Origin of the sequence: Arthrobacter sp. PsM3 (genome assembly GCF_030433895.1) — a bacterium.
GTDB lineage: Bacteria > Actinomycetota > Actinomycetes > Actinomycetales > Micrococcaceae > Arthrobacter.
On record NZ_JARUXE010000018.1, the window covers coordinates 53,711 to 72,729 of the forward strand.

Annotated in this window: 19 protein-coding genes; 12 read left to right on the forward strand and 7 right to left on the reverse strand. The window is 71.1% G+C overall.

Annotation, left to right across the window (positions count from 1 at the left end):
* Positions 1–201: 201 nt before the first annotated feature.
* Complete coding sequence (locus tag QCD75_RS11385) at positions 202–1,386, forward strand: MarP family serine protease (protein ID WP_301228650.1); 1,185 nt, start codon at positions 202–204, stop codon at positions 1,384–1,386.
* 54 nt (positions 1,387–1,440) lie between these two features.
* Here the strand turns inward: QCD75_RS11385 and QCD75_RS11390 are convergent, their stop codons facing one another.
* Positions 1,441–2,484 carry a DUF2332 domain-containing protein gene (locus QCD75_RS11390; RefSeq protein WP_301228652.1) on the reverse strand — a complete coding sequence of 348 codons (1,044 nt, stop codon included), beginning with the start codon at positions 2,482–2,484 and terminating at the stop codon, positions 1,441–1,443.
* Positions 2,485–2,555: 71 nt separating this feature from the next.
* Positions 2,556–3,029, reverse strand: a complete 474-nt coding sequence (aroQ, locus tag QCD75_RS11395) for a type II 3-dehydroquinate dehydratase (protein WP_301228654.1) — start codon at positions 3,027–3,029, stop codon at positions 2,556–2,558.
* A 188-nt stretch (positions 3,030–3,217) separates the two neighbouring features.
* Between aroQ and QCD75_RS11400 the strand changes: the two genes are divergently transcribed.
* Positions 3,218–4,204, forward strand: a complete 987-nt coding sequence (locus QCD75_RS11400; protein ID WP_301228656.1) for an SMP-30/gluconolactonase/LRE family protein — start codon at positions 3,218–3,220, stop codon at positions 4,202–4,204.
* A gap of 101 nt (positions 4,205–4,305) precedes the next feature.
* Here the strand turns inward: QCD75_RS11400 and QCD75_RS11405 are convergent, their stop codons facing one another.
* From QCD75_RS11405 to acs, 3 genes are read right to left on the reverse strand one after another with little or no spacing between them, the layout of a single operon-like run.
* Positions 4,306–4,782 (reverse strand): SRPBCC family protein, encoded by a 477-nt coding sequence (locus QCD75_RS11405; protein ID WP_301228658.1) that lies wholly within the window; start codon positions 4,780–4,782, stop codon positions 4,306–4,308.
* Positions 4,779–6,020 (reverse strand): FAD-dependent oxidoreductase, encoded by a 1,242-nt coding sequence (locus QCD75_RS11410; protein WP_301228660.1) that lies wholly within the window; start codon positions 6,018–6,020, stop codon positions 4,779–4,781. The genes QCD75_RS11405 and QCD75_RS11410 overlap by 4 nt, the downstream gene beginning before the upstream one ends.
* Positions 6,021–6,063: 43 nt before the next feature.
* Positions 6,064–8,082, reverse strand: a complete 2,019-nt coding sequence (gene acs, locus QCD75_RS11415; protein ID WP_301228661.1) for an acetate--CoA ligase — start codon at positions 8,080–8,082, stop codon at positions 6,064–6,066.
* Between the two features lie 408 nt (positions 8,083–8,490).
* On the opposite strand from acs, the gene QCD75_RS11420 reads away from it, so the two are divergent.
* The 3 genes from QCD75_RS11420 (at position 8,491) to QCD75_RS11430 (ending at position 11,558) form a co-directional block, all read left to right on the forward strand.
* Positions 8,491–9,954: a hypothetical protein gene (locus tag QCD75_RS11420; protein WP_301228662.1), complete on the forward strand. Its 1,464-nt coding sequence runs from the start codon at positions 8,491–8,493 to the stop codon at positions 9,952–9,954.
* Positions 9,955–10,035: 81 nt separating this feature from the next.
* On the forward strand, positions 10,036–10,863 hold the full coding sequence (gene nth / locus QCD75_RS11425; RefSeq protein ID WP_301228699.1) for an endonuclease III: 828 nt from the start codon (positions 10,036–10,038) through the stop codon (positions 10,861–10,863).
* On the forward strand, positions 10,860–11,558 hold the full coding sequence (locus QCD75_RS11430; RefSeq protein WP_301228664.1) for an NUDIX hydrolase: 699 nt from the start codon (positions 10,860–10,862) through the stop codon (positions 11,556–11,558). Before nth ends, QCD75_RS11430 begins: the two co-directional genes overlap by 4 nt.
* On the opposite strand, the gene QCD75_RS11435 is transcribed toward QCD75_RS11430, so the two are convergent.
* Together QCD75_RS11435 and QCD75_RS11440 are read right to left on the reverse strand one after the other, a co-directional pair.
* Positions 11,483–11,758: a YegP family protein gene (locus tag QCD75_RS11435; protein WP_226759626.1), complete on the reverse strand. Its 276-nt coding sequence runs from the start codon at positions 11,756–11,758 to the stop codon at positions 11,483–11,485. The genes QCD75_RS11430 and QCD75_RS11435 overlap by 76 nt on opposite strands.
* Before the next feature lie 142 nt (positions 11,759–11,900).
* On the reverse strand, positions 11,901–13,622 hold the full coding sequence (locus QCD75_RS11440) for a bifunctional 3'-5' exonuclease/DNA polymerase (protein WP_301228667.1): 1,722 nt from the start codon (positions 13,620–13,622) through the stop codon (positions 11,901–11,903).
* 126 nt (positions 13,623–13,748) lie between these two features.
* Between QCD75_RS11440 and ssd the strand changes: the two genes are divergently transcribed.
* The 7 genes from ssd to QCD75_RS11475 all read left to right on the forward strand — a co-directional run bounded on the left by ssd (position 13,749) and on the right by QCD75_RS11475 (position 19,006).
* Entirely contained in the window at positions 13,749–14,885 is a 1,137-nt protein-coding gene (gene ssd / locus QCD75_RS11445) for a septum site-determining protein Ssd (protein WP_301228668.1), read from the forward strand.
* An 80-nt stretch (positions 14,886–14,965) separates the two neighbouring features.
* A complete protein-coding gene (locus QCD75_RS11450; RefSeq protein WP_301228701.1) occupies positions 14,966–16,126 on the forward strand; it encodes a TadA family conjugal transfer-associated ATPase in 1,161 nt (386 codons plus the stop codon).
* Positions 16,123–16,953 (forward strand): hypothetical protein, encoded by an 831-nt coding sequence (locus QCD75_RS11455; protein WP_301228669.1) that lies wholly within the window; start codon positions 16,123–16,125, stop codon positions 16,951–16,953. The genes QCD75_RS11450 and QCD75_RS11455 overlap by 4 nt, the downstream gene beginning before the upstream one ends.
* Positions 16,950–17,561, forward strand: a complete 612-nt coding sequence (locus QCD75_RS11460) for a type II secretion system F family protein (RefSeq protein WP_301228670.1) — start codon at positions 16,950–16,952, stop codon at positions 17,559–17,561. Before QCD75_RS11455 ends, QCD75_RS11460 begins: the two co-directional genes overlap by 4 nt.
* Before the next feature lie 160 nt (positions 17,562–17,721).
* On the forward strand, positions 17,722–18,042 hold the full coding sequence (locus QCD75_RS11465) for a DUF4244 domain-containing protein (protein WP_301228671.1): 321 nt from the start codon (positions 17,722–17,724) through the stop codon (positions 18,040–18,042).
* A 23-nt stretch (positions 18,043–18,065) separates the two neighbouring features.
* Positions 18,066–18,533, forward strand: coding sequence for a TadE family type IV pilus minor pilin (locus QCD75_RS11470; RefSeq protein WP_301228702.1), 468 nt, complete (start codon positions 18,066–18,068; stop codon positions 18,531–18,533).
* Positions 18,530–19,006, forward strand: coding sequence for an Rv3654c family TadE-like protein (locus QCD75_RS11475; RefSeq protein ID WP_367400649.1), 477 nt, complete (start codon positions 18,530–18,532; stop codon positions 19,004–19,006). Before QCD75_RS11470 ends, QCD75_RS11475 begins: the two co-directional genes overlap by 4 nt.
* Positions 19,007–19,019 lie beyond the last annotated feature (13 nt).

Genomic DNA, 19,019 nt, shown 5'->3' on the forward strand with positions numbered 1-19,019 from the left:
CTCCTGACTAAAACTGTGTCGGCTGGGGCGCTTCAGCCATTGTTTCAGAATTTTGGCGCTTCTGTGACGTACTTGGCAGTCAAACGCGCCAAACGTCGTGGCGGCGGGTGCAGGAGCGGCGCCTCCGGCCGCCGGACGCGCTCGGGAAACTGTCAGCCGGCGCCGGTAGAATTGGGGCTTACCCGCCTAAAAGGAGCACTGGTGTTCGGCTTGACCATCTTGGACCTCGTGTTGATTCTGACGCTGCTGTCCTACCTGTTCCACGGCCTGCGCAATGGCTTCCTGGTCACCGCCGGCGGCATCGCCGGGTTCGCGGCAGGCGCTGTGGCCGCGTTTGTGTCCGTGCCCGTCGTCAGCGGTCTGGTGGCGGACAGCGGGTGGCGGCTCACGGCCATCATTGCCACCGCCGTGCTGCTGATGGTCCTGGGGCACGGGCTGGGCACCGCGATCGGCCGCAGGATCCGCAGCGTCGTCAGGATCAGACCGCTCCGGTCCATGGACCGCCTGGCCGGCGGAGGTGTCAACGTGGTGGTCTCCGCCCTGGTCATGTCGATGCTGGCCTTCAGCATCGGTGCCCTCGGCGTTCCGTTCGTCTCGCAGCCGCTCGCCGAGTCCAAGGTGATCCGCTTCATCGACGGCGTGACCCCCGTACCGCTGAAAACGTCGATGGCCCAGCTGCGGTCCGCCGTGATCGGCGAGGGCATCCCGACCCTGTTCGAGGGGATCGGCCAGGGCCAGCCGGTGGCCGTCCCGGATGCCAGCACCGACACCCCGGCCCTGAACAGTGCCGCGGCCTCGGTCCTGAAGATCGCCGGCACCGCCTACCAGTGCGGGCAGAACCAGACCGGAACGGGCTTCGTGGTGTCGCCCGGCCGGGTCGTAACAAACGCCCACGTGGTCGCCGGGGTGTCAGAACCGGTCGTGGAGATCCCCGGCGGCGGCGCCCTGCCCGGGCGCGTGGTGTACTTCGACAGCCAGCATGACCTCGCTGTCGTGGCCGTGGACGGTCTCCGCTCCGCCCCGCTGCCCCTGGGTTCCGACCTGCCCGCCGGCAGCCCGGCCGCGTTTGCCGGCTACCCCCACGGCGGCCCGTTCCAGTCCAAGCCCGCCACGGTCCAGGACATCTCGACGGTGCTGGTCCCGGACATCTATGGCAACAACGCCGCGGCGGAGGACGTGTACCGGATCGCCGGGGATGTCCAGCCGGGCAACTCGGGTGGCCCGCTGCTGACCACCGACGGCCAGGTCGCGGGAGTGGTCTTCGCCAAGTCCACGGGGGAATCCTCGCTCGGTTACGCCATCACCATGACGGATCTGGGACCGGTGGCCGCCCGGGCCGCGGGCCTCGGCGATGCTGTCTCCCCGGGCCAGTGCATCCAGAAATAGCAGAGATCGAATAGCGGAGATCGCGGAACCGGCCCGGCACATCTGGGCAGCCGGCTAAAGCCATTCCAGGCTCTGGCCGTGCGGGCCGGTGATCGCCGTGGGCTTCCCGTTGTGCAGCAGCAGGAATCGGCCGCGGAGCCGGGAATCGTCCATTTCGGGGACCACGCTGGAGCCATCCGCCTGGATGATCACGGTGTGCCCCTCGTTGGAGAGCCACTGGCAGCCGCGTTCAACGGCGAGCCGGGACATGGTGCTGCGGAACCGCTCCCGGGCCTCCGCATCGAGGTAGGCCATCACCGCGCTGTGGAAGACCACCAGCGTGGCGTCGGCCGGCGCCTGCGCGGCCAGGGCCGGGAGCCGGTCGTTGAGGTCCCCGGCCACCAGGAGCGGCGGATCCGCCCGGGCGATCGCGATCGCCCGGCGCAGCCGTTCGCGGCGGAAGTCCTGCTCCGGCCAGATCAGCGCTTCCAGCCAGGCGACGTCGTCGGGGTCGCGGACATCGAGCGGGTTGAGGTCGATCCCCGCACGCCACACCACCCGCGGGAGTTCGGCCGGGAGCGGCACCGGGCCGGTGAAGGCGCAGTCCAGGACCGGGTAACTGCCGGGAGCAGCGCCGGCCGGGGCCAGCCGGGTGACCCCGGCGCCGGCGTCGTACGCGTAGCCGTAGCGGTCCGGGAAGAGCGCGAGCCCGGCGGACGCCCCGACCTCAAGCAGCGCCAGCGGTCGCCCGCCGGCGGCGGCGATCCGCGCCAGGGACGGCAGCAGGGCGGCGCAGCGCCCGGCCTCATTGGTCTGGGTGGCCCGGGTGAGCACGGTCCGCGAGACGTCGTCCCAGCGTGCGTCCAGGAACGCCCGGAAGTCCGGGTAGGGGCTGATCCGCGCGCCGAGGAACCGTGCGGCCGCGAGCAGCAGCAGGGGCTGGCGTTTGTTGTACGGCCACTCGTCGATCCGCCGGACCAGCCCCGGGTCATCCGCGATGCCCACCGACCACTCCGCGTAACACTCGGAATTGCCCGGCGCGTCGACGGTGCCGAAGTGCCGGTACCACCGGGCAGTGGCGGACTCCGCACCGCCTGATTCCGCCCCGTCTGTTTCCATAACGCCCGGTTCCCCGGTGGACGGTGTCCCTGCAGACGGTGTCCCGGAGCCGGGGCCAGCGGAGGACATGCTCAGTCGCCGCTGGCCTGCAGCCCGGCGAGGTACTCGACGGCGAACCGGTAGCCCAGGATCCCTGCGCCGGCAATCACTGCCTTGCTGACGTCCGAGAGGTACGAATGGTGCCGGAACTCCTCGCGGGCATGGACATTCGTGATGTGGACCTCGACGGCGGGCAGCTGCACCGCGGAGATGGCGTCCCGGATGGCGACCGAGGTGTGGGTGTACGCCCCGGCGTTGATGACGATGCCGAGGGCCCTGCCGCGGGCGGCATGGATGGCGTCCACGAGGGCACCCTCGTGGTTCGACTGGAAGCACTCGACGTCGAGACCGTGCGCCGCGCCGGTGTCCGTGGCGAGCTGTTCGACGTCGGCCAGGGTGGCGGTGCCGTATTTCTCGGGTTCGCGGGTGCCGAGCAGGTTCAGGTTGGGTCCGTTGAGGACCAGGATGGTGCCGCGGCCGGCGCCGGCGGGGGTGGCTTCGCTCATGCCTGACAATGTATCGCGTTGCGTTGCGGGCTGCCGCCCGGCCGGCGGAAAGGGCGCGCAGATGACGGCCCGGGCAGCGGCCAGCCGGCTCTGGCCCGCACCGGCCCGCCTGCCTAGACTGAAAGGACCATCGTGCGGAGCTCCCGTACCGGTCAGCCCGCGCGGAAAGCCCGATCTCGGAGCACATCATGCGCAACATTCATGCAGGAAAATCAATCCGCCGCGTGGCCGTGGGCATGCTCGCCGTTGCGGCCTTCCTCGTGCCGGCGCCACTGGCCACCGCCGCCCGGGCGGACCCGGCGGGCCGGGATGACCGGCCCCCGGTGATCAGGCTCCCCGGTGCCACCGGCGCTGAAGGCATCGCCGCCGGGGACGGCAGCACGTTTTTCGCCGGCGACCTGCTCAACGGGAATATCTTCCGGGGCGACATCGACAAAGGCAAGGCCAAACTGTTCATCACGGCGCCGGAAGGCCGGGCAGCCGCCGGCATGAAGGTGGACCGCGAAAACGGCCTGCTCTTCGTCGCCGGCGGTGCCACCGGCCAGGCCTACGTTTATGACCTGGAGACGAAGAAAACCGTGACAGTTTACGATCTGGCGCCGGCCGGTGCCAGCTTCATCAACGACGTCACCGTGACCCATGACGGCGCGTGGTTCACCAACTCCCGCGCCGGTGAGCTCTACCGGATCCCGATCGGCCGCGACGGGAAACCCGGCGCGGCCCGGACCCTGGCGCTCGAGGCACCCGCCGGCACCGTGGGCGAGGGGTTCAACCTCAACGGCATCGCCGCCGCCAAGGATGGCCACCGGCTGATCGTCGCCCACACGGGCAATGGCGCCCTGTACAGCGTGGACCCGGACGACGGGTCGAACAGGCTGATCGGCGTCACCGACTCCTCCGGGGCCCCGGTCACCCTGGCGAATGTCGACGGCATCATCCTTCGTGACAACACCCTGTGGGCGGTGCAGAACTTCACCAACCAGGTCAGCCGGATCGAACTGAACGGCTCGCTGCGCAGCGGCGAGGTGCAGGAAGTCATCACCAGCGGGAACTTCGACGTCCCGACGACGGCGGCACTGTTCGGCAACACTCTGGCCCTGGTCAACGCGAAATTCTCAACCCCCGCAGCGACCAGTTTCGAGGTGGTCCTCGTCAGGGCCTGCAACGGCGGCTGAGGCCCGAACGCACCCTGTTGTACGGTTGCGCCCGGCAGCTGAGGCCGGGTGCAACCGTACCCGGCGGACCCCGCCGGCCACGGGGCAGGCGGCACGGGTCCCTAACGTGCCGCGAGCCGCTCTATCCGCCGCAGCGCCAGGGCGCACACCGGTAGGTAGGCCGGTGCCCACCACGGGACGGTGAAGGTGACGAGGCAGCCGCCGGGCTGCGGAACCACCCGGTGGCCGGTGGCCGGGACCCCCGCCACGGACCAGGACCAGTAGCGTCCGGGCTCAAACGCGGTCACTGTGTAGGGCAGCGACGCACCCAGGACCGTGCGGACCTTGCCCTGGCTGCCGAGCCCAAAAACGCTGGGTGCGGTCCCGGTGGCGGGTGCGGGTCCAGCTGCGGGTCGGACGACTGGCCCGGTCCCGGTAGCGGGTTCTGCTCCGGTGGTGGGTCCTGCCGGGCTTGCGGCCGCGGCCGGCTCCACGCCGGTGATCGAGGGCCCCCAGGACGGCCACTTTCCGGTATCGGTGAGCAGGGCCCAGGCGTCCTCCGCGGGCGCGGCGATCCGGCGCGACACGGAGAAGGTCATCTGGGCAGTCCGAGGACGGCCAGCGCGGCCCGGTGGCCGCTGACGAGCGCACCGTTGATGGACGCCGTTTCCCGGTGATCGCCGCAGATGATCATTCCGGACGGGCCCTCCAGCGGCTGCCGGGGCCGCAGCGGCGGCGGTTGCAGGGGCAGGGCGTGCGGGATCTCGTGCCTCGCCACCAGCTCCCAGCCGGCCGTGGAGGAGCGGAAAAGGTCCGCGGCGTGGCGGCGGACGTCGCCGTCAGTGGGGACCGGCCGGCCCCGGCCCAATAGTGCGGAGGTCTGGATCAGATGCCGCCCGGCGGGGGCGTAGCTCGGTGCCGCGTTGGAAATGACTGCGGCGTTGACCAGCGGCCCGCCCGGGTGCGCGCGGCCGTCGACGTGGAGCATGTCCACCCCGCTGGGCGCCGAGTCGGACGCGAACCAGTGCGTCAGCACGCCCTTCATGGCCGGGACGTCGCCGCGGGCCAGCCTGGCCGCGCCGACCGGATCGGCGGCGAGGACGACGTGGCGGGCCCGGATCCTGGCATCCCGGGCGGCGACCAGGGTCGCGTCGTTGTCCGGAGTGATCGATTCCACCCGGGTCGAGGTACGGACCGGGGTGGTGAGGGTCTGCGCCAGTTGCCGGGGGAGGGCCTGCATGCCGTCGCGCGGCAATCCCGGCACCCCGGTCGCGAAGACCCGTACAAGCTGCAGCGCGAATTCGTTGGAGGTGCTGCCCTCATCCTCCAGCAGGACTCCGGCGAGGAACTGGTCCACTGCCCTGCGCAGTGCGCCGGAGCATCCGGCCCGGTCCAGGGCCTCCCGCAGCGGGACGTCGGCGCCGGGATGCCGCAGGCGCCGGGCGAACGCCGGGGCGGCCCACCGCAGCAGCCCCGTGACAGCGCGGGGATCGAGCAGTCCGCTGCGCAGGGTCTGCAGGATCAGTCCGGGCTCGCGCACGGGGTGGGCGAGGACCGCGACGGAGTCCTGCCGGCGGACCCGGAGGCCGGCGCCGAACGGCTGCAGCGCCAGGGCGTCGACGTCGACCCAGCGGCGGACCGCCGGGTACGCGGGATTAAGCACCTGAAAGCCGCGGTCCACGAGGAAGCCGTCGATCCGGTCGGTCCGAATCCTGCCTCCAACATCGTCGGAGGCTTCCCACACCAGCACCTCGCGCCCGGCGGCCTGCAGCTCCCGGGCACACTGCAACCCGGCCAGGCCGGCGCCAATGACGAGGACGTCGCAGGCGTCCGTCACCGCCGCAACGTTCCGTCCTGGACGGCCCGGACCGGGTGCGTGCTCACTTTCTCAGTGAGTTCGCGATCTGGGCCATGACGGTGTTGTCGGCCAGGGTGGTGGCGTCGCCCACTTCGCGTCCTTCCGCGACGTCCTTGAGCAGGCGGCGCATGATCTTGCCGGAGCGGGTCTTGGGCAGCTCGGGCACCACGAGGATGGTCTTGGGCTTGGCGATCGGCCCGATCTCCTTGCTGACGTGGTTCCGGAGTTCCTGCACGATCGCGTCCCCGGTGTCCACGGCGTCGCCGCGCAGGATCACGAAGGCGACGACCGACTGGCCCGTGGTCTCGTCCGCGGCGCCCACGACGGCGGCCTCGGCGACGGCGGGGTGCGAGACGAGCGCGGATTCGATTTCGGCGGTGGAGAGGCGGTGGCCGGAAATGTTCATCACGTCATCGACCCGGCCGAGCAGCCAGATGTCGCCGTCCTCGTCCTTCTTGGCGCCGTCCCCGGCGAAGTACATGGTCTCGAAGCGGGACCAGTAGGTTTCCTTGAAGCGCTCCGGGTCGTTCCAGATGCCGCGCAGCATGGCCGGCCACGGCTCGCGGATCACGAGGTAGCCGCCGGAGCCGTTGGGCACCGACTCGCCGGCCTCGTCCACGACGTCCACGGCGATGCCGGGCAGCGGGACCTGTGCGGAGCCGGGCTTGGTGGCCGTCACCCCGGGCAGCGGGGCGATCATCTGCGCGCCGGTTTCGGTCTGCCACCAGGTGTCCACGATCGGGGCGGGGTTTTCCTTCCGCTCCCCGTTCTTGCCGGCGTTGCCGCCGATGACCTCGCGGTACCACATCCACGCTTCGGGGTTGATGGGTTCGCCGACGGAGCCCAGGACGCGGATCGAGGAGAGGTCCGACTTCGCGGGGATTTCCTTGCCCCACTTCATGAACGTCCGGATGGCGGTGGGGGCGGTATAGAGGATGGAGACCTTGTACTTCTCCACGATCTCCCACCAGCGGCCCTGGTGCGGGGAATCCGGGGTGCCTTCGTACATCACCTGGGTGGCGCCGTTGAGGAGCGGGGCGTAGGCGACGTAGGAGTGCCCGGTGATCCAGCCGACGTCGGCCGTGCACCAGTAGACGTCCGTTTCCGGTTTGAGGTCGAAGACGGCCTTGTGCGTGTAGGCGGTCTGGGTGAGGTAGCCGCCGGTGGTGTGCAGGATGCCCTTGGGCTTGCCGGTGGTGCCGGAGGTGTAAAGGATGAAGAGCGGGTGCTCGGAGTCATGCCCGACGGCGGTGTGCTCGGCGGAGGCGGTCTCGACCGTGTCGGCCCACCAGTGGTCCCGGCCCTCGTGCCAGTCGACGTCCTGGCCGTTGCGCTTGACGACGACGACGTTCTGCACGGTGTGCCCGTCGTGGGCCAGGGCCTCGTCGACGGCGGGCTTGAGCGCGCTGGGCTTGCCGCGGCGGTAGGTGCCGTCCGCGGTGACGACCAGCTTGGCCTCGGCGTCGTCGATCCGGGAGCGGAGCGCCTCGGCTGAGAAGCCGCCGAAGACCACTGAGTGGATGGCGCCGATCCGGGCGCAGGCCAGCAGCGTAATGACGGCCTCGGGAATCATCGGCAGGTACACGGCCACGCGGTCACCCTTGGCGACGCCGAGGGACTCGAAGGCGTTGGCGGCCCGCTTGACCTCGTCGGTGAGCTGGGCGTAGGTGTAGGTGCGGGTATCGCCGGGTTCGCCTTCGAAGTAGATGGCGACGCGGTCCCCGTGGCCGGCCTCGACGTGGCGGTCCAGCGCGTTGTACGCCGCGTTGACCTCGCCCCCGACAAACCACTTCGCAAACGGAGGGTTGGACCAGTCCAGGGCCTGCGTGAAGTCCTTGCTCCAGCTCAGCATTTCGCGGGCCTGTTTCGCCCAGAAGGCGGGCCGGTCGGCGTCGGCCTCGGCGTACTCTGCGGCGGTGACCACCGCGTTGGCGGCGAACTCGGGGGAAGGGGCGAACTTGCGGTTCTCCTGCGACAGGTTTTCGAAGGCATCGCGCTGGGGAGCCTGCGTCGTCGTGGAGCCGGGTGTCTGCTGGGACATGGTGAACCTCATCATTGATCGATCCGTGCTGCGCGGAGCGTCCGTTCCGCCGCAGCACCGGGCCGCTTGCGCGTCCTCGGGCGTCGGCTGGTCACGGGCGTACCGCAAAGAGCTGTTCCGAAATACACACTAACGCCTGTGCCGGGTCTGACGTGTGCCGCGTCACACAGTGAACCGTGAGCGGTGTTTGTTAAGCGCCGAATGGCGGCGGGACGGCCTGCGAGGGCGCCGGCGCGGGCCGATTCCGTGCCCCCGTGCCCGGCTTGTCAGCTAGTGATCGGCCAGCCACTTGACTAGGCTGAGATGAAGTTGTGACATCCGATGGAGGCGACGGGACCGCCCGCGGTCCCTGCTCGGCCTGCTGTTAGACGGTGCTGTCCAGAGTGCCGCCATGCTAAGGAGAACCGAATGAACGAGCAAGCAAACGGGCAGCTGAAGCTGCCCGCCCAAAGCCAGGGCAACGGTACGGCCGACCGGCCTGCCGGCTACGGGGAAGCACCCCGTTTCACGGTGGACAAGGCAGGGCGCAAGAAGGCCGGCACCAAGAACGAGGCGGTCCTCGGACCCTTCACCATCCGCGACCTCACGGTGTTCGGCTCGACGCTGATCCTCTTTGTTGCCTCGCTGATCCCGATGTTTGCCGTCCGGTACAACCTGTGGAACCTGGGCAGCCTGTTCTTCCTGGGCCTCGGGATCCTGCTGCCCGTGGTCGTCACCGCCCTGTTCGTGGCGCGCCGGCTCAGCCCCGCAACGAAGCTCCGGATCGGCTCCCTGTCGGTGGACCAGTTCGCCTCCGTCGTGGCGTCCTTCTCTGTCGCGTTCTTCTTCCTGGCCGTGGCAGGAGCCTACATCCCCAGCATGTTGCTGGCCCTCGTCGGCGCCCTCGGGCTGCTCTCGGCCACCGTGCTGGGCCGCCTGGTCCCCTTTTTCGCGGGTGATTTCCTGGACCGCGCAGAGGTCCCGGCCCACATCGTGGCCCGCGAGTCGGCAGTCCCCGTCCGCAAGCCCCGCGCCCCCAAGGCACCGAAGGAGGCCAAGGACGAGCACGCGCCGAAGGCCGCTGGCACCAGTGCTGTCGCCGGCTGGGCGAAACGGATGACCTCGGGCGGGCACGCCGGCGCCGCCGGCGCAGGCCCAGCGGGCGCCCCCGGAGCGGTGCCTGCAGCAGCAGGCACCGCTCCGGCAGCAGGCTCCGCTCCGGCCCACGGCGCCGCCGGGGCCGTGGGCGCCGCTTCTGCCGCTGCCTCCGCCGCTGGCCCTGCGGTTTCGACGCCGGCCGCGGCCCCCGAAGCGCAGGACCGCACCGCCGCGCCGACCCCGGTCGTCAGTTCCCCGGAAACCCGGATCACGGGCATCGTGCCCGCCGCGTCCGGGCCGGCGGCACCGTCCGCCGCTGAGCAGACCCAGGCGGCGGCCGCCGCGCCCACTGCCGTGACTGCCCCCGCCGAAAAAGCATCTGCCGAAGCAGCCTCTGCCGGGAAATCCGCCGCCGCCGGGCAGGTCCCGGAGGCGCAGGTCCGGGCCGCCGCGGCGGCCGAGGAAACCCGCGCCGCGGAAGTTCCCGCGGCCTCGGGCAACATGGCCCCCACCACCGTGAACCCGCAGGTGCGCAAGCACGAGCCGATCGGCGCCACCGTCGACCCTGCGAGCCGCCCGGAGGAACATGAGGTCCACGTCGTCCATGAGGCATTCTGGTTCGCCGTCGCCCAGCCCCGCACCGCCGTAGACGAGCACAGCGGCGCACCGGCCTTCGTGATTGAGCCAGGCGGCTGGGTGCTCGCCCTGGAGGACCGGGGACACGAGTTCCTGGTCCAGCACACTGACGGCCGCGTGGGGCTGCTCCGCGACCTCAGCAACATCGAACGCGGTTAGCCAGCCCCGGTGTCCACCGAGTCCAGCAACCCGGCCCCCGGCAACGCCGCGCCCGGCCTCACAAACGCGGGTCCCGCAGACCTGCGTCCCAAGAATGCCGGCCCGAAAAGTGCCGGCCCGCGGGCGGCGGGGGAGTCGCTGCTGGGCCTGAAACGCCGTGCCCGCCGGATCAACAAGGCGCTTGCGGAACAGTACCCATATGCGCACGCGGAACTCGATTTCCGCAGTCCGTTCGAGCTCATGGTCGCCACGGTGCTGTCCGCGCAGACCACGGACGTGACCGTCAACCAGATCACGCCCCTGCTGTTCGCCCGCTACCCGGACGCGCGGAGCATGGCGGAGGCGGACCCGGCGGAGGTGGAGGCCATTATCAAGCCCACCGGGTTCTTCCGGGCCAAGACCCGGAACCTGATGGCGCTGTGCAACCGGCTCGTGGATGAGTACGACGGCGAGGTGCCCGGCCGGCTGGCCGATCTGGTGACGCTTCCCGGCGTCGGGCGGAAGACCGCGAACGTGGTGCTCGGGAACGCGTTCGGTGTCCCCGGGATCACGGTGGACACCCATTTCGGCCGGCTCGCCCGCCGCTTTGGCTGGACGGAGTCCGATGACCCGGTCCGGATCGAGTCCGACGTCGCGGAACTGTTCGAACCCCGGGACTGGACCATGCTCTCGCACCGGGTGGTGTTCCACGGCCGGCGAGTGTGCCATTCGCGCAAGCCGGCCTGCGGCGCCTGTGCCGTGGCGAACTGGTGCCCGAGCTACGGGATGGGTGAGACGGACCCGCAGAAGGCGAAGAAACTGCTGAAGTACGAACTGGCCCCGGGGCAGGAGGAGTTGCTGTCGCAGCTCCTCGCGGAGACACACCGGGCCGCGGAAATCCGGATGGCATCCCAGAGGAAGCCGTTGTGACGGCCCGCCAGGACCTCATTGATCTGGCGGCCGCGGTGGAGGCCGGAACGGCACCGTCCCCGGACCCGCGCTGGCGCGAACTCGTCGTCGGACCCGGCGAGCGGATCCGCCGGGCGGCCGTGCTGATGCTTTTCGGCTCCCTCGATGACGTCCCGGCGACGTCGGTCAAACTTCTGGCGCCGGCGGATCTGGACGTCCTGCTGCTGCAGCGCGCCCAGACCCTGGATGACCATCCCGGCCAGGTCGCGTTCCCCGGCGGCGGCATCGACCCGGGCGAATCCGTCATCGACGCCGCCCTGCGCGAAGCGGAAGAGGAAACGGGACTGGACCCGGCCGGCGTCGAGGTCCTCGGGGTGATGCCGGAACTGGCCCTTCCCCGCGGGAACTTCCTGGTGACGCCGGTTCTGGGCTGGTGGGCGTCCCAGTCCCCCGTGCGGGTGGTGGACTACGGCGAGTCCGCCCAGGTTTTCCGCGTCCCGGTCCGGGATCTGCTGGACCCGGACAACCGCGTGATGGCCACCGTGACCCGGGCGGGGCAGACGTTCCAGAGCCCTGCCTTTACCGTCAATGACGTCGTGGTCTGGGGCTTTACCGGGATGATCCTCAACCAGCTCTTCGATCAGCTGGGGTGGGCGGTCCCGTGGGACCGCACGAGCCTGCTGGACGTCGATGCCTGGAGCCGGCTCGACGGCTGAGGCGGGAAATCCGGAACCCTCCGGGACTTGTCGACGATCAGCCCGGTCGCCGCGTTCTCCCGCACGGCGGTGATGCCCGCGGCTGCGCCCTTGATCGTGTTGAACAGTGGTGAAACGGCGACCACCGTGCCGTCGGGTGCCGTGAGCTTGAAGAAGTACTTCTTCCCGCCGGCCTCGGCGATCTCAAAAATGCCAGCCAATATGCTGCCTTCCCAGAAAACTATGCGTCATTGCATGGCCGGCGGATTGTCGGATCACTGACCGGCCTTTTCGAGGGTAACTGCCGACACGCGCGGCGCACAACGCTACCGGCGGGTACGTTACGGCAGGCGGCCCGGAGGGCTATTTGGCGTTGTCGTAGGAGTCCACGACGGCGACACTCACCGGGAATTCCACCGGGATCCTGCCGAACAGCAGCTCCTTGGCGGCGTTCGCTGCTTCCTCGATGACCCGGACGCAGTCGGCCACCCGGTCCTCGGGGCAGTGGACCATGACTTCGTCGTGCAGGAAGAAAACCAGATCCCCGGCGGGGGTGCCGTCCGCACGCAGGGCGCGCAGCCGGCGTCGCAGTTCTGCCAGCCAGCAGGCCGCCCAGTCCGCCGCGGATCCCTGAACCACGAAGTTGCGAGTGAAGCGGCCGCGCGAGCGGGCGATCGAGTCGGCTCGGCGCTGTTCCTCGGCGCTGGTCGACTGCTGGCTTTGCAGCCAGCGGTCGGACGGCGGCGGGCTGCTGCGGCCCAGCCGTGACGTGACGGTCCTGCCGGCCTCGCCGTCGCGGGCGGCCTGTTCAACGAAGCCGACCGCACGCGGATACGTGCGGGTCAGCTGCGGCATCAGCCGGCCCGACTCGCCGGTCGTTGCCCCGTAGATCGCGCCGAGCAGCGCCACCTTCGCTTTGGCGCGGTCGCCGCCGAAGCCCTGCGCCGCGATGCCGGCATACAGGTCCTTGTCGCGCGCGGCTTCGGCCATCTTGGAATCCTGCGCCAGTGCCACGAGCACCCGGGGCTCAAGTTGCGAGGCGTCGGCGACGATCAGCTTGTGACCCGGATCGGCATGCACGGCGCCGCGGATCTGGCGCGGAATCTGGAGCGCCCCGCCGCCGCGGGAAGCCCAGCGGCCGGAGACCACCCCGCCCACCACATACTCCGGCTGGAACCGGCCGTTCTTCACCCACGCATCCAGCCACACCCACCCGTTGGCGGCGTGCAGGCGGGACAGCTTCTTGAACGCCAGCAGCGGCTCGATCGCCGGGTGGCTGGATTCCTTCAGTTCCCACTGCCGGGTGGTCTTCACCTCGATGCCGTTCCGGTGCAGGGCGCGCATGAGCTCCTGCGGTGAATCCGGGTTCAGCGAGGGGGAATTCAGCAGCTGCCGCAGCTCGGCGGTAAGCGCCTCCAGCTTGGCCGGACGGTGGCCCAGGGGCGGCCGGGGGCCGAGGTAATCCACCAGGATCCGCTCATGCAGTTCCTCGCGCCACGGCACGCCGGTGTGCTGCATTTCCGCTGCGATCATGGCACCGGCGGATTCGGCCGCGAGCAGCAGCTGGAGGCGCTGCTTGCGGTTGTCGCCGTGGCGTTCGACGCCGGGGCCGCCCGCCTGGCTGAGGGCCTCCTGCTGCGCGGCGTATTCCGTGCGGAGGTCTTCGGGGCTGTGGCGGGGCGTGCCGCGCATGCCGGGATCATCAAACAGTGCGCCCTGGTCAGCCGGCGGGGGAGGAGGCTGCAGCGCCCGCGGCGGCTGCAGCTCATCGTCCTGGGTCAGTTTTTCCGCGTTCTGCGCGTACGCCGTGTGGGCGGTGAACTCCGAATGCGCCAGGATCGCGCCGCACAGGGTGAGGTCGTAGCAGCGCTCCAGTTCGACGCCGGCAGCGAGCAGCGCGGGGTACCAGTCCTGCGTGCGGTGCCAGATCCAGCGCGGCCGCCGCAGTTCGAGCGCACGCACGACGCCGGCCAGCTCGGCGGCGCCGACGATCCGCGGTACCGGTGTGGCGGGGTGCGGGGTACCGTCCGCAGTGAGTTCCTGAAGGGCTGCGCCGTCAGCGTGGGCGGCGAGCAGCAGGTACATACGGTCAATTCTGCCCTGCGGGCGGCGTTCCCGGGGCCCATGGCCTGCAGTGTCCTTGCCACGTGCTTCTCCACATAGCGGCCGGAGTGGGTTATGGCGGGTTCCGGGGAGGGGAAGACTGGCCGCATGAGCAGGCACCAGCTATCGGGTTCCGGCCCTGGCCCCAGGTCCGGCTTTCTGCCACCGGCCCCTGGCCCGGCCGCCGCGCCGTGGCTGCCGGCGCAGTCGTCGGAGGACCTGCTGGTGACGGGGTCCGAGCTGCTGCGCGGCGAAGTGGAACGCGTCGTGGCGGCGTCCGGCGGCCAGCTGCGCACTGTACTGAACCTCAGGGAGGCGGCGCCGTTTTGGGACCGGGCGCCGGTGGTGCTGATCGGCAGCGACCTCGCCGACTTGCCGCCGCGGGGACGTTCGCCGGCCGTCCTGGTCGGCCTCAACGGCGACGGCGACGGACTCTGGCACCTGGCGGCCGCCATAGGTGCTGAACGGGTCGCGGTGTTGCCCGACGCCGCGTCCTGGCTCGCCGAGTACCTCAGCCGCTCCCGCGCTCCCGAGTCCGGCGGGACAGTCCTCGGGATTGTCGGGGGGTGCGGCGGCGCGGGGGCCAGCACGGCCGCGGTCTGGCTCGCCCAGGCCGCCGCCCGGGAGGGACTGCGGGTGCTGCTGGTGGACGGTGACCCGTGGGGCGGGGGCCTGGAGCTGGCGCTCGCGGCCGAGGACATGCCCGGCCTCCGCTGGCAGGATCTGGCCGACGCCAGCGGCACGATCGATCCCCGCCAGCTCGCCGATTCCCTGCCCGTGGCCGGCGGGTTCCCGTTCCTTTCCTGGCCCGGGACCAAGGAGTGCCACAGCGCAGTGGACCAGGCAGTCGTGGCCGGTGTGCTGGACGCCGCCCGGCGCGGCTACGAGCTCGTCCTGGTGGACATCGGCCGGGCCCGGGAAGCCCTGCGGGCTTTCGCCTGGGACTGCGACCGCATCGTTGTCGTGGCGCCCGCGCTGCTGCGGGCGGCTGTGGCGACGGCCCGGCTCCTGCAGGACCTTCCTGCGGTGGAGACCGTGCTCGTGGTGCGGGGCAAACCCGGGGCCGCGCTGGACGCTGAGCTGATTGCCGCGTCCGTCGGGTTGCCGCTGGCCGGCACCATGCCCGACGTCAGGCGCGCCGCGGCCGCCACCGAGCTCGGGCGCCTGCTGGATACCGGGCGGCAGCGCAAGGTGCGGCGGTTTGCCGGAATGGTGCTGGACTTCGGGGCAGGAGCCACCGGTTGAGCGCCCATTCGGCGCCGGGGCCCCCGGATTGCGGCGGAAGCCCGGGCGCCGCGCGGTACCGGCCCCCTGACCGCGCCTCCGTGGACGCGCGGTTGCTGGAATCCGTCCGCGAATCCGTGATGTCCGACGCCGGGCCGGTGACCCCGTCCCGCGTGGCAGCCGCCGTGCAAGCGAGTGGACGCCTGCTGGGGACGGCGGGCGCCCTGGCCGCGGTCGAGGGGATCAGCGCGGAACTGAGCGGACTCGGACCCCTGCAGGTCCTGGTCCGGGACCCGGCCGTGACGGACATCTTTGTCAACGGCCCGGGCTCTGTCTGGCTGGACCGCGGCGGCGGACTGGAGAGGGCGCCGGTGGTGTTCTCCGGCGAAACGCAGGTCCGGGCGCTGGCGGCGCGGCTGGTGTCGGCCGGCGGGAGGCGCCTGGACGATGCCTCGCCCTGCGTCGATGTCAGGCTCGACGGCGGCTTCCGGGTCCATGCTGTGCTGCCGCCGATCTCCACGGCGGGGACACTCCTGAGTGTCAGGATCCGGCGTGAACGGGTCTTCTCGATGGAAGAGCTCAGGCAGAACGGGATGTTCGGGTCACTGGTGCAGTCCGTGCTGGAACGGATGGTGGAACACCGTTTGAGTTTCCTGATCAGCGGAGCCACCGGGTCCGGGAAGACCACGCTGCTGGCCACGCTGCTGGGCCTGTGTTCGCCGGGCGAGCGGCTGGTCCTGATTGAGGACGCCGCGGAGCTCAACCCGGTTCACCCGCACGTCGTGTCGCTAGAGGCGCGGCACGGAAACCTTGAAGGCGGCGGGGTGGTGGATTTGGGCGAGCTCGTGCGGCAGTCCCTGAGGATGCGGCCGGACCGGCTGGTCGTGGGGGAGTGCCGGGGTGCTGAAGTGCGCGAGCTGCTGGCCGCCATGAATACCGGCCACAGCGGAGGCGGCGGAACCATTCACGCCAACACCGCGGCCGACGTGCCCGCACGGTTAACGGCGCTGGGTGCGCTTGCCGGACTGGGTCAGGACGCGGTCCGCCTGCAGGCAGCCAGCGCGCTCGACGCAGTGGTCCACGTGGAAAGGATGAACGGTAGTCGCACCGTGGCCTGCATCGGTGTGCTGGAAGGCGGCCCCGCGGGCCTGGTCGTCAGCTGCGCACTGGACATTTGCGGCGGTGCCGTCCGTTGCGGGCCGGCCTGGCCCGGGTTGGCGGGCCGTCTCGGATTGGACCCGGCCGGAGCGGGCACTGCATGACAGCCCTGCTCATTGGCGTCCTGGCGCTCGCCGTGGTTTTGGCGCTCTCGCCGCCACGGACCCCGCGCCGCCGGATTCGCGCGGCGTTCGCCGCAGCACAAGTTGTGCCAGCCGAGGGCACCCGGGCGGAATCCGGCAGGCTGCCCGGATGGCGGAGCCGGAACGCGCCCACAGTTTCGATGACCCTGCTCGTGCAGCAGATGGCGGCATTGCTGAAGGGTGGCCGCGCTCCGGCGCGGTTGTGGGATGAGCTGTGGCTCCTGCACGGGGGCGGCCCGTCCGGCTCCCTGCACGCGGGCGGCCCCTCCGGCCGGAGCCCGGGGCTGGCACCGGGATCCGTGCGGATGCTCGCTGCAGCCCGCGCGGCAGCGATGCGCGGGTCCCCGGTCGCGGCGGCGATCCGTTCCGGGGGCACGGCCCTGTCCGGCGGACCGGGCGCCCGGCTGACCAGGGACAGTGGCGCAGGGCAGGGTCTGCGCGAACATCGCGTCTGGTGTCAGCTCGCGGCGTGCTTCGACGTTGCCGAGGCCAGCGGCTGCCCGCTGGCAGAGGTGTTGACCCGCTTCGCAGCCCAGCTCGAGGCCGAGGACGACGCCGAGGCGGCCAGACAGACGGCGTTGGCCGGGCCCCGCGCGACCGTACGGCTGCTGACCTGGCTGCCGTTTCTGGGCCTGGGTCTGGGCACGCTGCTGGGCGTGGATCCTGTCGAGGTCCTGCTGGGGACCCCTCTCGGCGTGGCGGCGCTCGCGGCGGGTCTTGCGCTGACCGCGGCAGGCCGGATCTGGTCAGCGCGGCTCGTCCGCGCGGCTGCCGGGCTTCACTCATGACAGCCGATGCGGCTGGCCTGTCGGTGCTTGCGATTCTGGCGGTCGCTGCTGTGACGGCGCTGTCAGAGCGTGGGCTGTCCCGGCGGAGACTCCGACGCCAGCTGCCCCCTGTCCTGGGCGCCGGAAACTCAGACCGCTCAAGTTCCGGCCGCACGCCGGCCGGGGAAGCCGGCGGTCCCGGCATCGGCGACGCGGCAATGATGCTGGAACTTATCGGCGCGATGCTGGACGCGGGAGCCGGGCTTGGCCGTGCACTGGCTCTGGTGGCCGAACTCGCCGGGCCGGACGTCCGTGGCCCGCTGCGGCCGGTCGTCGCGGCGCTCGCCATAGGCGCGGATTGGGAAACGGCCTGGCGCGGTTCCGACGTCCGGTCGCCGGAACTTCTCGCCCTCCGCCAGGCGCTGGGATTCGCAGCGCTCACCGGCGCCCCGTCCTCGGCGATCCTCTTCGCCCAGGCGGCCCGCATGCGCCGCGAGCGATTCCGGTCCGCGGAGAAACAGGCCGCGGCCCTGGGCGTGAAGCTCGTTGTGCCGCTGGGCCTGTGTTCGCTGCCTGCCTTCATCTGCCTGGGAGTCGTTCCGGTGCTGCTGGCCATGCTGCCGGGCTGACGCCGTGGGTGGACGGCGGTGCTGGGGGAGCCTTCCTCCACAGTCCCCATTGGGGGCAGTTTTCCACTTGGCCGGGAAACCGCCTTACCTGGCGCCGCGCCGGCCGGAAGAGTCTAGGGACAGCCGGCGGTCCTGCCGGCACCCAGGGAAAGGGAAGTCCATGTCAGTCCAACACAACGTGCCCGTCGGCACCCGGAGGGCCCAGCACGCCCAGCACGCCCAGCACATCCAAAACCTCCGCTCCCAGACGGACGGCGCAGAGATCCGGGAGATCTATCCGGGGGCGGCCGCTGCCGAGCCGTTCCGGGCGCGACGTCGCAGAAAGCTGTTCGGCTCCGAGCGGGGGATGGCGACGGCCGAGTACGCCATTGCCACGCTCGCCGCGGTGGGGTTTGCCGGCATCCTCGTCTTTATCATGCGCAGTGACGAGGTCCGGGGTTTTCTGCTGAACCTCATCCGCACGGCGCTCGCCTTGCCATGAACCGCGGATGGCCGGCCGGAGGCGTGAACCGGGCAGGCGCGTCCCCTCGGGCGGGCGCGCCTGCGCGGCGGTGGCAGGTCGGTCGCTCCGATACGGGCCGCGGGGCCGTCACGGCTGAGTTCGCGGTGGCGCTGCCCGCCGTTATGCTCCTGCTGGCGCTGCTGCTGGCCGGCTCAGCGGCGGGGGTCACCCAGCTGCGGCTGGAGGAGGCCGCGCGGGCCGGCGCCCGCGCCCTGGCCCGGGGCGAGGACGCCGGCGCAGTGGGCGCCATCGTCCGGCGGCTCGCGGGTGACTCGGCGGCATCTGCCGTGGCGTCCGAGGGCGAATGGCTCAGCGTAACGGTCTCCGGCAGGGTTCCCGGCGCCGTCGGTTCGCTTCTTCCCTGGACACTCTCGGCCCGCGCCTGGACCCGGGGCGAAACGTCCGGCCCGTCAGCCGCGGCCGGGGTAATCCGGACGTGGCGCTGCCAGCTGCAGAGTCTCGCCGCGTGAGCGGGCAGCCTTCGTGGGTGCACGCCGCGTGCGCCCAGCCGGAATGGCCGGGGTGTTCGGCGCAGTGCGAGCAGCCGCAGCACCTCGAACACACGGAGTCCCCGCCGCACTTTGAGCGGCTGAACCACCCGGAGCACCCGGAGCGCGGCGCCGGGACCGTCCTTGCGCTCGGGCTGGGGCTGCTGGTCGTCCTGGCAGCGGTCCTGATCGCGTTGCTGGCCCAGTCGGCAGCAATGGCAACCCGCGCGGCGGCAGCCGCTGATCTGGCGGCCCTTGCTGCCGCGGATGCTGCCCGGGGAATTATCCCGGGAGACCCCTGCGACGTCGCGGCCGACGTCGCACGCCGGAACAAGGCCAGGGTTCTCAGCTGCTCCGAGGGCGCCGGCAGCACGGTCCAGGTCCGCACGGAGCTTGAGGTCCGCAGCCCCGTGGGCCGGGCCACCGGGCTGGCCAGGGCGGGGCCGCCCCCGTAAGCCGGTGGCCGCA

Bases quoted from the DNA above. Each gene is read 5' to 3' on its own strand.
- QCD75_RS11465 (WP_301228671.1), top strand. From the start codon at position 17,722: ATGTCAGTCCAACACAACGTGCCCGTCGGCACCCGGAGGGCCCAGCAC.
- QCD75_RS11405 (WP_301228658.1), bottom strand. From the start codon at position 4,782: ATGACCTTCTCCGTGTCGCGCCGGATCGCCGCGCCCGCGGAGGACGCC.
- QCD75_RS11455 (WP_301228669.1), top strand. From the start codon at position 16,123: ATGACAGCCCTGCTCATTGGCGTCCTGGCGCTCGCCGTGGTTTTGGCG.
- QCD75_RS11460 (WP_301228670.1), top strand. From the start codon at position 16,950: ATGACAGCCGATGCGGCTGGCCTGTCGGTGCTTGCGATTCTGGCGGTC.
- QCD75_RS11400 (WP_301228656.1), top strand. From the start codon at position 3,218: ATGCGCAACATTCATGCAGGAAAATCAATCCGCCGCGTGGCCGTGGGC.
- QCD75_RS11390 (WP_301228652.1), bottom strand. From the start codon at position 2,484: ATGGAAACAGACGGGGCGGAATCAGGCGGTGCGGAGTCCGCCACTGCC.
- ssd (WP_301228668.1), top strand. From the start codon at position 13,749: ATGAGCAGGCACCAGCTATCGGGTTCCGGCCCTGGCCCCAGGTCCGGC.
- QCD75_RS11420 (WP_301228662.1), top strand. From the start codon at position 8,491: ATGAACGAGCAAGCAAACGGGCAGCTGAAGCTGCCCGCCCAAAGCCAG.
- acs (WP_301228661.1), bottom strand. From the start codon at position 8,082: ATGTCCCAGCAGACACCCGGCTCCACGACGACGCAGGCTCCCCAGCGC.
- QCD75_RS11440 (WP_301228667.1), bottom strand. From the start codon at position 13,622: ATGTACCTGCTGCTCGCCGCCCACGCTGACGGCGCAGCCCTTCAGGAA.
- aroQ (WP_301228654.1), bottom strand. From the start codon at position 3,029: ATGAGCGAAGCCACCCCCGCCGGCGCCGGCCGCGGCACCATCCTGGTC.